This is a genomic window from Nostoc sp., assembly GCF_036916985.1.
Classification (GTDB): Bacteria; Cyanobacteriota; Cyanobacteriia; order Cyanobacteriales; family Nostocaceae; genus Nostoc.
The window spans coordinates 50,523-63,263 of record NZ_JBALFD010000066.1; the positions used below are offsets into that span (position 1 = coordinate 50,523).

Consider the following 12,741-nt stretch of genomic DNA (forward strand, 5'->3'; position numbering starts at 1 on the left):
GGTAAGTAAGCTACGCTTTTAGCGTCTTTATTCTGACTCCTGTTAGCGGTAGCGGGGCGTTTAGCCCATTCTGAATTCTGAATTCTTCTTCAAGAATTTGGCATAATAATTACTGAAAAACCAAAATATTTTTACTGAATCATATTAAACTATTTTGATTAATCAACACTCCGAAAGTCTCTTAAACAGTCAACTGGAAAATGCACCAGGTAAAGGCTATATATTTAGCTGGTTTGATTGGTTTTGTCTTTGGTATCCTCCAGGCTGGTTAATTTTATTCAACCGCCATTGGCAGCACTATCACACCGATCCAGATGGTTGGAATTGGCTAGAATATGGATTATTTTTAATTCCTGGCGGATTTTATCTGGCGATTTTAAGTCGTTGGTTGCGTCTGGGTTTTCGTTCACCCCGAAAAGAAGTTGGTGAATTCGATCCCAAATATCAAGAAGCTTTTCGCTCCGAAATTCTCGCCCCCATCGTTAAATACTATTTTCGGGGAGAATTACAACAAGTTGAAAACTTGCCGCTAACAGGGCCATTGATTGTAGCAATGAATCACGCCGGAATGTGTTTTCCCTGGGACTTTTTGACCTTGGGTTATTTATTAAGTGAAGCCAAAGGATGGGTATTACAACCCATAGCAAGTACAGCATTATTTGAGCATCCTTGGGTGATTTGGTGGCTACCACCTAAATGGTCACAGGTTTTAGGTGGTGTGCGAGCCGAATTAGATGATTTTGAGGCGGCAATGGCTGAAGGTAAAATTCTTTTATATGCGCCCGAAGGTATACGCGGACTTGCAAAAGGTTGGAGAAGACGCTATCAACTACAAAAGTTTGATGTCAGCTTTATTCAGTTGAGCGATCGCTATCATATTCCCATTCTGCCAGTAGTTTGCATCGGCAGTGAATTTCTGCATCCTTGGGCTGTTAATTTCACCAAATTGCAACGACTAGTTAAATTACCATTCTTGCCTTTCTCGCCTTTGATGCTGGTCTTACTCCTGTTTCCCTCAATGGGAATTTGGGCAATGAGAACTCGTTTGCATTACTTTATTCAGCCTTCAGAATCAGCAGGATTAGATAACCACTCAAACAAAGGGCGTGCAGTAGCCTATCAACAGGCACAACAATTACGAGAAAAACTGCAACTTCAAATGAATCAGTTTTTGGGTAAATCTTAATACTACAAGCTGAAATATGTTGAGTATAAAAGGTTTCCGATGTGGTTCAATTAATGAAAACTGCTGTAAGTTTGTAGTGCATTTATGGAACCTGTGACACTGACGGCTGTTGTGAGTGCGATCGCCACTATACTTTTGACTAAGCCTCTAGAGAAAATTGGCGAAAACATTGGTGATGCTACATGGGCGCTAGGTGGTAAGTTAATAAAATTACTCCGCCAAAAGAATAAATCGCCATTACTGACCAATGCTGTAGAGGGAAATGAACCGCAGCGTTTAGATTATGGTCAAGCAGTGCTGGAACTAAAAGCAGCAGCAGAACAAGACCCAGAAATTGCTCAAGCAGTTGTGGAAGTGGAAGCAGCAGTCAACAACGACCAATCTGAGACTGCTAAGGAAATTCAAAAATTAGCAGATGAAATCAAGTCACAGCCCTCAGTTGTCAACAACTTTGCGAAGTTGGCAGAGAATCTTAGGATAGAAAAAACAGCAATGGTTGCCCAACAAATCAATAATACTGGGCCAATCACTAATAACTTCTGACTAAAGTCGTCTCAAGGGGAGGATGGGACAAAGTTAACTCCCGATAACTGGCGTGAAGTCTGCCGTGAAATGCTGGCAGAACGGCGAAAGCTGACTACAAATCCTCTGACATCAACTGAAGGAGTTGCCCTGCAAGTTGATGATGTTTATGTACCACTGGGATTAGTTGAGCGTAAAAAACAATCTAAACGTCAGGGTGATGTTTCTCCAGAACAAGGTTCAGAACTGTACAAGGAGATAGAAATCACCAAAACATTTGAGCATGATGCTTTTCTCGAAGAAGTTCTCAAACAGAAGAACACGCCTAAAAGTAAAGGTAAGCGAATTGCGATTATTGGCGAACCAGGCGCAGGAAAGACAACACTATTACAGCAGATTGCTGATTGGGTATCTCGTGAGATTAACCAGTCGATTGTCATTTGGGTATCTTTAGCAGATTTGCGAGGTCAGGAACTAAAATCTTATCTGTTTGAAACTTGGTTGACTCAGGTAGCTGAGAAAATAGGTAAAGCTGAATCCACTAAGCAACTGAAAGATGATTTTGTTGCTCTGTTTAATCAAAAGAATGTGTGGCTGTTGTTAGATGGGTTAGACGAAATGTCCGCATCTAATCCTCTAACAGAGATTGCACGGCAATTTCGTGAAGCAGGGTTAATTTCTCAAGCGCGGATTGTGCTGACTTGTCGAGTTAATCTGTGGGATGGCAGCATTAATGCACTTGATGATTTTGATACCTATCGCAGTTTAGATTTTTCTTATCCACAACAGGTAGAAAGATTTATTGACAATTGGTTCGCTGCTAATCCAGAAAAAGGAGAGCAGTTATGCACTGCCTTGAAAGAACCGGGTAAAGAACGCATTCAGGATTTAGTGAAAAATCCTCTGCGGTTGACGCTGCTGTGTTTGAATTGGCGATCAGGAGATGGCAAATTACCGGATACTCAAGCGGGACTCTATCAGCAATTTGTTGATGACTTCTACAAGTGGAAAAAAGATGAATTTTCTACAAACTCTCACCAGCGTCAGCAACTCAATATAAAGTTAGGAGAATTAGCTAAAGCAGCAATAGACAAAGAAGCAACCCGTTTTCGCTTGCGGCAGGATTTTGTTAATCGCTTCTTGGGAGATGCTGAGGATGAAAATTCGCTGTTGAAATTGGCACTAAATCGCGGCTGGCTGAACTGTATAGGGATAGATGAACAGAGAAAACCTGTTTACGCTTTCTTTCATGCCTCATTTCAAGAATACTTTGCTGCTAAAGCAATTGATAATTGGCATTTCTTTCTTAATCACGTTCCCAATAATCCCAGGCAAGGAACTTATCGCATTTTTGAACCCCAATGGAAACAAACAATATTGCTTTGGTTAGGACGAGAAGAAGAAAACCTCAAATGGCAAAAACAACAGTTTATTAATGCCTTAGTTAGTTTTAAAGATGGATGTGGCAATTGGAATAGAAAAGATATAGATAAAGGATTTTATGAATATCGCGCCTATTTTTTAGCCGCAGCAGGAATTGTAGAGTTTAAAGATTCTTATAGAGCCAATGAAATAGTAGCGCAAATTGTCAAGTGGGCAATTAATAATAGTGAGAGTTCAATCAGAGAGGAAGCTAAATCAGCACTGCAACAAACAGACCGCACAAATGCGATCGCCGCCTTGGTGCAACTGCTGCAATCAACAACTGTGTCTGACTACACCCGTTGGCAGGCAGCAGATATCTTAGGGAAAATCGACCCAAGCAATGAAAATGCGATTGCAGCCTTAGTGGAACTGCTCCAATCAACAACTATGGATGACTCCACCCGTAGGCAGGCAGCATCAAGTTTAGGGGAAATCGACCCAGGCAATGAAAATGCGATCGCAGCCTTGGTGCAACTGCTGCAATCAACTACTGTAAATGACTCCACCCGTAGGCAGGCAGTATCTAGCTTAGAGGAAATCGACCCAGGCAATGAAAATGCGATCGCAGCCTTGGTGCAACTGCTCCAATCAACTACTGTAAATGACTCCATCCGTAGGCAGGCAGTATCTAGCTTAGAGGAAATCGGCACTGGCAATGAAATTGCGATCGCAGCCTTGGTACAACTGCTCCAATCAACTACTGTGGATGACGACACCCGTAGACGGGCAGCATCTAGCTTAGGGAAAATCGGCACTGGCAATGAAATTGCGATCGCCGCCTTGGTGCAACTGCTGCAATCAACTACTGTGGATGACTCTACCCGTTGGCAGGTGGCAGATAGCTTAGGGGAAATCGACCCAGGCAATGAAATTGCGATCGCCGCCTTGGTGCAACTGCTGCAATCAAAAGATGTAGATGACTTCACCCGTTGGCGGGCAGCAGATAGCTTAGGGAAAATCGGTACAGGCAATAAATTTGTGATCGCCGCCTTGGTGCAACTGCTGCAATCAAAAGATGTAGATGACTTCACCCGTAGGCGGGTAGCAAATAGCTTAGGGAAAATCGACCCAGGCAATGAATTTGCGATCTCCGCCTTGGTGCAACTGCTGCAATCAAAAGATGTAAATGGCTTCACCCGTTGTCGGGGAGCAAATAACTTAGCGAAAATTGACACAGGCAATGCATTTGCGATCTTCTCTATTTGGGAGTCACTAGCAAACAGCTTAAAGAAAATCGGCACTGGCAATGAATTTGCGATCTCCGCCTTGGTGCAACTGCTGCAATCAACTAATCTGGATGACGACACCCTTTTGCAGGCAGCAGAGAGCTTAGGGAAAATCAACCCAGGCAATAAAATTGCGATCGCCGGCTTGGTGCAACTGCTGCAATCAACTAATCTGGATGACAACACCCGTGGGCAGGCAGCATATAGCTTAGGGGAAATTGGCACTGGCAATAAAATTGCGATCGCCGTCTTGGTGCAACTGCTGCAATCAACTAATCTGGATGACGACACCCGTTGGCAGGCAGCAAATAGCTTAGGGGAAATCGACCCAGGCAATGAAATTGCGATCGCCGCCTTGGTGCAACTGCTGCAATCAACGAATCTGGATGACGACACCCGTTGGCAGACAGCAAATAGCTTAGGGGAAATTTTACAGAATAATAACCATCGCTTTTTGGTAATCAAAGCTTTAAGTGGTTATTGGCGATTGAATGATGAATACTACGATTTAGCCTGGAAATGCGCCCAGGATATGCCTTACCACGAATTCTATCAAGCTTGGCATCAGCATAATGTTGCTACTCGTGCGATGCGAACCTTAAAGAAAATCCTCTTCACAAGAATAATTTAAGTACTTTTGCAGCAGCGACGTTAGAAATAAAGTTCCCGCGATCGCAACACCTTGTCAATTTGCTACCAAAACAGAAGCGGACGTTAAGAATAAAGTTGTTTTCGTTACCACAGCTTGTGCGATCGTTCACAACACAACTTGTTTGGTTCAGAATGCTTGTCCGTTTGTTCACAACACAACTTGTTTGGTTCAGAAAACTTGTCCGTTCGTCCACAACACAAGTTGTTTCGTCCAGAATGCTTGTCCGTTGTTACAGAAAACTTGTCCGTTCGTCCACAACACAACTTGTTTCGTTCAGAATGCTTGTGTTTTTGTGACAAAACTTATGTCTTCGTTCACAACGCTTAAACAAAACTTATCAATCAACAGCAAAATATAGCCATTCTCGTTTTGATGCTTGCTTGTGCGTCAACTTTTAGAGTTATGTCTTTCCCTCCAAAAATGGAATAATGAGGCTATTGTAAAGCGATCGCAAATAGCGATGTCTACGTCTACGCGCAATTTTACCAAACTTACGCACCTTGTTCAAATTCATCAATGGCTTGAATCTCATCTGAAATCTGAATGCATTTTTCTAATAAATCAATATTTAGTTCCAGCAATAATTCACTTGACGTAATTTGTTCATAGCCGTAAGTCTCTAAAAACTCAGACGGTGTTTCTTCCCGTAAGTGGTAAAGCCTGAGTCGATTGAATTGCCAAATCCAAACTTCAGCAACTCCTAAACGGCGATAAATTTCTAATTTATCAATACTTCCACTGGTGATGTTCACCTCAATAGCTAAATCTGGAATATTTTTCTGCTCGTAAAGCGAGTAACATTCATCTGGTTCAACCCCAGCTTGCTTGAGTTGTTTTTTAATTGTGGAACTCCCCATTGGGTTGAATCGAATTCGCTTTAAATAGAGATAGCGTTCTATCAAAATAGCCAAACGTTTTTTGATATTTTCATGTCTTATAGACGGCGACACAATTTCTAAGATTTCATCCAAATAGGTGACACGGTAATGAGAATTATCTTCTAGTTTGGCTAGTAAAGCTTCATACATTTGCCAGCTTACCCCACTAGTGATAAATTTTTCCTCTGGATCATCAATATCTGTAAGCTTTGGGTCGTCTAAAAGTTCTTTCAGGCTGATGACCATTATTTTTTCTCTCCTAGTAAAAATCAAATTACCGTTTTTTGGGTACTATCCATAACATAAAAATTAGGGTTTAAGCAAATAAAACCTCTTGCAAAAGTCCCTAACACCCACCCCCAACCCCTCCCCTTACCAAGGGGAGGGGAGCGTTTGCGTCAGCAAATGCGGGGTGGGGTTCTTTATTTTTGATTTATGCAAGAGGTCTATACTAAGCAGTGCCCAGTATACAAAAATTTCTTCGCTAAACTGACTCCACAGATGAAGCACCAAAACGATAGCCCTTACCATAAACTGTGTGAATCAGCGTAGTTTCTTTACCCACCTCAATCTTACGCCGCAGCAAGCGAATTAATGCCGCTATCACATTGCTACTGGGTTGTTCTTCCTCTTGCCACAAATTTTGCATAATCTGAGCATGAGTTAACAATTGTCCAGTGTGTTCCATAAAGTATTGCAACAACTGGCTTTCTTTCTGCGATAGCTCAATTATCCGTCCCTGACGATAGGCTACTTGATTGTCACAATCGAGTTCTAAATCAGCGACAGTTAGTCGTCCAGTGGTAGTCTCATAGATTTGGGAACCGGAACGACGCAATAAAGCGCGGACTCTGGCTAATAACTCTCGCAGTTCAAAAGGCTTAACTAAATAGTCGTCCGCACCAGCATCTAAACCTTCAACGCGGTCATCAAGAGTATCTTTAGCTGTGAGAAACAGCACGGGAGTGGTTTTGCTTTGGCGTCGCAATTCCTGACAAATCTCTAACCCGGTTTTTCCTGGCAGCATCCAATCTAAAATCAGTAGGTCATAACTGCCTGCTTGTGCCAGTTCGCTGCCAGATGTCCCATCATAAGCGGCATCTACAGCGTAACCCTCACGAGTTAACAAGCGACTCAAGGGTTGAGTTAGTTCAATTTCATCATCAACTAATAAAATTCTCATGCTGCTTGTGGTAAGCATATAGAGATATTCTCAATATTATTCAACTGTCGGAACGCCAAGGATACTAAGAAAAAGAATGCTGACTGTTGCATTGCCAAAAGGGGAACTACTTAAAAATAGCATCCGCTTGCTACAAGGAGTGGGATTAGATTTTAGTGCTTTTTTAGATTCAGGAACTCGCCAACTTCAAATTCCTGACACAAAAGGAATTGCCAAAGCTTTACTGGTTCGCGCGCAGGATGTACCTGTCTATGTGGAATATGGTCAGGCACAACTGGGGATTGTCGGTTACGATGTGCTGCGAGAGAAGCAGCCGCAAGTTGCCCACTTGGTAGATTTGCAGTTTGGTCATTGTCGGATGTCGGTGGCGGTAAAAGCATCCAGTTCTTATACATCGCCTTTAGATTTACCGCCGCATGGTAGAGTTGCTTCAAAATATGTGAATTGCGCTCGTGAATATTTCCATAGTCTCGATTTGCCTGTGGAAATAGTGCCATTGTATGGTTCAGTAGAACTAGGCCCAATTACTGGTATGTCAGAAGCGATCGTGGATTTAGTTTCGACAGGGCGAACTTTGCGCGAAAATGGTTTAATTGAAATCGCTACTCTGTATGAAAGCACAGCGCGATTGATTGCCCATCCTTTGAGTTATCGCCTGAACACGGGTAATCTAAATGATGTGATTGCCAAGCTACGCAAAGAAGTTTTGGTGGAGGTTTAACACCAATTTGTAATGAAGCTTCTACAGACCATTGCGATCGCTAACACTACTAGCGTGGCAAGCTTAAAATAGTGCATTAGACGTAGGTTGGGTGGAGCGGAGCGCAACCCAACATCCTGATATATGTTAGGTTACGCAAAGCCTCCACCCAACCTAAAATTTTTTCTTTAACCCCTCAGCAAATGGAGTCAAAGCATTGGTGAATTACCGCAACTCCTCATCATCCCTTTACACAGCTTTGTGATATCAATATAAACCCTGAAACACTCACCGAAGAATAGTTAGAGCAATTGCGTAAGAATACGCACTCAAAAAATGTCCATTCTTAACAAAATGCTCACAGCAAGGGTCATATATTTTTATCTGTAAAAAGAAATTAAAAAAAGATTACGCCTCTACTTTTGCTAGTAGAGGTTGAATCTGCATTCCCAAGCAAAATCTGGGAATGAGCTTAAACCAAAAAGCATGAGGGTTTATAAAACATGAATAGTTTCTCTAACAAATTATCCATAATACTTAGGGGAAGTATCTGCCTATTTGGGTTAGTGAGTGTAGGAAATTTTTTAGCAGCGCCAGTAAATGCACAACAAGCTACTGCTCGTGGTGCTGTTAGTATTATTAAACCTTCCGGTGCATTTCTCAGTGTCAGTGGCGAGGTAACTTTACCTTCTGGCTCTTACTTTGACGGAGGTGTAAAAATTACACCTACTTATGGAGGGATAATAGGCGGAAATGACGAAACCATAACTACTCTAACTATAACTCCAGGAGTAGTGAAAACTACCACAGTCTCTAGCCCAAACTCGTTTATTGATACGACGGCTAATTTATTAAATAATGGTGCTTCAATTGAAGATATGACAGCTATAATCCGAGCCGGCGCTGGTAATAATGCTTTGGGTGCTTTAGATTAGACAGGACTTACAAATTAAAAGGCTTAGATTACCGACTTATTAAATAAGTCAGTAATATTTTTATTTAATGTTTTAGAGACGTTGGATTGTAACGTCTCTATTTTGGTGAGTTACATTAATACTATTAAAATCGATAACCACCTTGAAGCTTAAGGTCAAAACCATTTTCGCCTGTACCAATTTGAGTTTCTATAAATACACTATTATCTGGGAAATTGTGCCTCAAAATAATTCCATAGTTGAAGCCAGAAACTCGGCTGTTCAAACCAATATTGTTAACACTATAATTTTTTAGATAAACACCAGCAGAAATATTTTTACTAAATCTTTGTAAGCCTTGAAATTCAAAGAAACATTCTTTGCCCATTTCTAGGTTTGTCTTTAGATTTAAACCATGACTAGTACTAAATTCACCATTAAAAAGACCTAAAAATTCACCATTACTATTATTTTCAATAAAAGCTACACCAGGAGCTAAAGAGAAACCGAAATTTCTTTCTTGATGCTGATATAAATAACTTAAATAAGTAGAGAAAGGATTATTTTTATTAGAGGCACTATTCCAATTAAATCTCAAATATGGTACGTGAGTATTAATAGCTACAGGCTTTTTGTCTGAATTTAACAGGACATCAGTTTTAATATAGTTGAGGAGTATATTAGTATAAATACCAAAAGTTGGTTCTTCTATCCCTAAATTATTATTGGAAACGCCTGGTGCTGAGTTGGCATCTACATTAAACCACGTTCCTAAATTGGCACTATAGTTAAAATTTCCAGAAGAACCCGCTGCTAATAACTCAACTGTCGGTAAAGATAGATAACCGTTAAAACTATTAAAACTAACACCTATTTTGTCAACTCTAGTGAGTTCCATATAATCGAATGCTAAATCAGCTGCTCGCACCTGGAGCGGTACTAATGTGGTATCTGCTGAATTAAATTTTTGTACAAATTGTTGCCCTTGGGAGTTTGTCAAAATTACTTCTGCCGCAGAGGATTCATTAATAGGATTGATGGAAGTATCATTTAAAGGAATTGGGATACCAATGTAAGTTAGAGGGCCAAATGTTTTATTAGAAAGCCTGAGATCGGAAAAAAACGTATCACCTTCATTTAAAATAGTGATATTTCTTTCAAGAAACTGAACGGCTCGTTTATAGTTTCCCGTTCTTACTTGCAAGATGCTGGAGTTATTAGGAGTGACTTGACTGGGAAGTGTATAAGTTCCAGATACTTGCTCTAGTCCACTCGATGCATTAGCATAAGATAAAGTACGATTTAGCCTATTATTAATTTGTCTTCTTTGGTCGGCTGTAGCAGGTGTATTTAGAGGAGTAAAACCTTCTCCATTCTTAAATTTCTGTCTAGCTTCTTCTAGACCATGTTGAATATTATCTATTTTAATAGCTTCAAAAACTCCACCTAATAGCAAGCCTAATGTAGAATTGACTGATTGAATAGCATCAATACTAGTATCGCTGAATTTAGCTGTTAGAGATAATCCTGGAGCAGAGAAAACATTTGTATAAGTAGCTTTAATTGCAACTGGGTCATATTGAATTAAGCTACGATTATGAGGATGGCTAACATAAAGTCTGTGCCAATCAGAAGTTTCTTGAGTTTGAGATAGTGTCTGAAATACAGGTTGTCTTCTTCCTAAAGATAGCCATTGTAAAGAGTTGAGATAATGAAAGTCTTTCTCGGATTGAGAGAGAAAAGGATTGACTGCTACATTTAACAAATCAAAGTTATCAAATTTTCCAAGTTGAGCAACCTTAATACCTGGAAAAGAAGAGACAGGAGCAGTAAAACCAAAGCCTTCTCCCGTCAGAATATTTCCCCAGGAGATGCCAGCAGCTTCGAGGGCGCTATTAGGAATAACTTCACCTATTTTAAGTTGGACATTTCCATCATCCAGTAAAGGTTGTATATTCGTTGTTGGAAAGCCTTGCAGAATTTTGGGAGCATTAATAGCATCTAAAGCTTGAAATAAAGCTTGCCCACCACTCACACTTAAAGTAGAGGCAATACCAAGATTTGGAGTAGGATTTTTGAGAACCGTGACATTAGGGTTGTTTGTATCAATCCCACTATTAATAATAACTCTGCCAGCAGGTATACCTTCAGGATTTACCAATTCTCCTGCTATAGAAATTATAGAAAAATTATCAGTACTAACATCTCCAGCTAAATTTTGAAAATCTGTAGGTATGGCGAACAGGGTTTGCAATCCCCAAAATGCCTGCTGGGAGGTCACATTTTGGGTGATATAAGTATTGGTTTGTCTTCCTTGAGAGATAATACCTACTTGGGAACCTTTAGTTTCAACTACTATTCTATTATTATCGAGAACCCAATAAAATTGGTCAGCCTTAGGGAATTTAGCATAAGTAAATTTATTAATAATCTGATTATCTCCAGAAAATCTTACACTTATATCCGTATCTATATAATTTTCATCTTCATTTGGCTTAAATAATTCTGTTGAAAAAGTAAGATTATCTGTTGGGTTAACAATCCAAGGATATTTATTGGCACTAAATGTGAGAGCATCAATAATTATTTGTTTTTGTTTTACTTGTTGTTGTTTTTTGGAACTACGTAGTTTTTCTATTAGTATTTGTTGTGTTGATGTATGTGGTTTAGTTGTATTTGGTTTAGTTTCTTCTTCACCTTCATCAGATGGTTTAGGAGGCTCTACTTTATATTGTTCAATTGGAATAATATCGGCTATAGTAAATTGGGATAACTGTTTAGTTTTATCTACGTTAGAGTTAGGAATCTTTAAAGTTTGTTGTAATGGTGATTGACTTTGTAAACTATCTAATTTATCCGACTTTAGCAAACTATTACTACTATTGGTTGGATTATTGTCTCCAATTAAATCGATTTCAGTAAGTTTGGATAACTCTTTAGTTTTATCTAAGTTAGAATTGGGAGATTTTAAAGTTGGTTTTAATAAGTCTTGAGTTTGCAAACTATCTAATTTATCCGATTTTAGCAAACTCTGATTAATATGAGTTGGATTATTTTCTCCAATTAAATCGATTTCAGTAAGTTTGGATAACTCTTTAGTTTTATCTAAGTTAGAGTTGGAAGCTTTTAAAGTTGGTTTTAATAAGTCTTGACTTTGTAAACTGTCTAATTTGTCGAGGAGAACAGGAGGCAGATAGCGCAGCGTTAGCGAGTCCGCGAGCGTCGGGCAGGAGGTAAGGGAACTCGCTAATTCTGTGTTATTTGTCTCCTGCTGCGACCAGAGAAGGCAAGGGTTTAAGACCCCCACTGGACTCTCTTTCAGGACTGCCAAATCATCCGGGATCGAATCCCCAGATGATTTGCTCCTCATGTCTCCTTCAACCGATTTCAGGAAACTCTTATTAGTAGCAGCTGCATTATTTTCCCTAATTAAATCAATTCTGGTAAATTTGGATAGCTCTTTAGTTTTATATAAATTAGAGTTAGGATTTTTTAAAGTTTGTTTTAATAGAGATTGACTTTGATCCTTATCTAATTTTTCAAATTTTAAAGAATTATCATCAATAGTATTTGGCTTATTTTTTACAGTCAATGCAATCTTATTTTGACCATCAATCTCTAAGGCGATCGCAGAAAATTGTACTAGGATGATTTTGAACAAAATTGTTGAAGACAAAAAGCAAGTTGCAATTAGTCTTAGATTTTTACTCAATCTCTTTACAGAGATTCTTAGAACCCTTGAGGTTGATGTTTTACGAATTATCACCATATCAATATACTGCTTGATAGATCAACAATAAAAATTGGAATGAATTCAAATTAATGAACAGCACCCCATAGTTTTCTTAACTACAAAAATAAGCTTGTAATTATTAGAAACTAGTAATAATTTAATTTTTTAAACTTAGATTGTTGTTGATTTGTTTAAATTTATTCAACAATCATTTCGGCTAATTCGCTATAAATAGCCTAAGAAAACCAATTTTTTATCCTGTCTGTAAAGAATAAAAGAGGATTAAGCAAATTTACTGCAACAAGAGTGTAATTCTTTAACA

The 12,741-nt window shown here is 39.3% G+C and carries 9 protein-coding genes; 5 read left to right on the forward strand and 4 right to left on the reverse strand.

Going from position 1 to position 12,741, the window contains the following annotated elements; genetic code table 11:
• Positions 1-154 precede the first annotated feature (154 nt).
• The 3 genes from V7L07_RS22130 to V7L07_RS22140 all read left to right on the forward strand — a co-directional run bounded on the left by V7L07_RS22130 (position 155) and on the right by V7L07_RS22140 (position 4,990).
• On the forward strand, positions 155-1,186 hold the full coding sequence (locus tag V7L07_RS22130) for a 1-acyl-sn-glycerol-3-phosphate acyltransferase (RefSeq protein ID WP_335061036.1): 1,032 nt from the start codon (positions 155-157) through the stop codon (positions 1,184-1,186).
• Between the two features lie 84 nt (positions 1,187-1,270).
• Positions 1,271-1,729: a hypothetical protein gene (locus V7L07_RS22135; protein WP_335061037.1), complete on the forward strand. Its 459-nt coding sequence runs from the start codon at positions 1,271-1,273 to the stop codon at positions 1,727-1,729.
• Between the two features lie 69 nt (positions 1,730-1,798).
• Positions 1,799-4,990, forward strand: coding sequence for a HEAT repeat domain-containing protein (locus V7L07_RS22140; RefSeq protein WP_335061038.1), 3,192 nt, complete (start codon positions 1,799-1,801; stop codon positions 4,988-4,990).
• Here the strand turns inward: V7L07_RS22140 and V7L07_RS22145 are convergent.
• The 3 genes from V7L07_RS22145 to rppA form a co-directional block, all read right to left on the reverse strand.
• Positions 4,974-5,162: a hypothetical protein gene (locus V7L07_RS22145; RefSeq protein ID WP_335061039.1), complete on the reverse strand. Its 189-nt coding sequence runs from the start codon at positions 5,160-5,162 to the stop codon at positions 4,974-4,976. The two genes, V7L07_RS22140 and V7L07_RS22145, sit on opposite strands and share 17 nt — an antisense overlap.
• Before the next feature lie 340 nt (positions 5,163-5,502).
• Positions 5,503-6,135: a Uma2 family endonuclease gene (locus tag V7L07_RS22150; RefSeq protein WP_335061040.1), complete on the reverse strand. Its 633-nt coding sequence runs from the start codon at positions 6,133-6,135 to the stop codon at positions 5,503-5,505.
• A 238-nt stretch (positions 6,136-6,373) separates the two neighbouring features.
• Positions 6,374-7,072, reverse strand: a complete 699-nt coding sequence (rppA, locus tag V7L07_RS22155; protein ID WP_335061041.1) for a two-component system response regulator RppA — start codon at positions 7,070-7,072, stop codon at positions 6,374-6,376.
• A gap of 76 nt (positions 7,073-7,148) precedes the next feature.
• On the opposite strand from rppA, the gene hisG reads away from it, so the two are divergent.
• Positions 7,149-7,793 (forward strand): ATP phosphoribosyltransferase, encoded by a 645-nt coding sequence (gene hisG, locus V7L07_RS22160; protein WP_335061042.1) that lies wholly within the window; start codon positions 7,149-7,151, stop codon positions 7,791-7,793.
• 482 nt (positions 7,794-8,275) lie between these two features.
• Positions 8,276-8,707 carry a hypothetical protein gene (locus tag V7L07_RS22165; protein WP_335061043.1) on the forward strand — a complete coding sequence of 144 codons (432 nt, stop codon included), beginning with the start codon at positions 8,276-8,278 and terminating at the stop codon, positions 8,705-8,707.
• A 124-nt stretch (positions 8,708-8,831) separates the two neighbouring features.
• Here the strand turns inward: V7L07_RS22165 and V7L07_RS22170 are convergent, their stop codons facing one another.
• Positions 8,832-12,362, reverse strand: coding sequence for a hypothetical protein (locus tag V7L07_RS22170; protein WP_335061044.1), 3,531 nt, complete (start codon positions 12,360-12,362; stop codon positions 8,832-8,834).
• Positions 12,363-12,741: the final 379 nt, after the last annotated feature.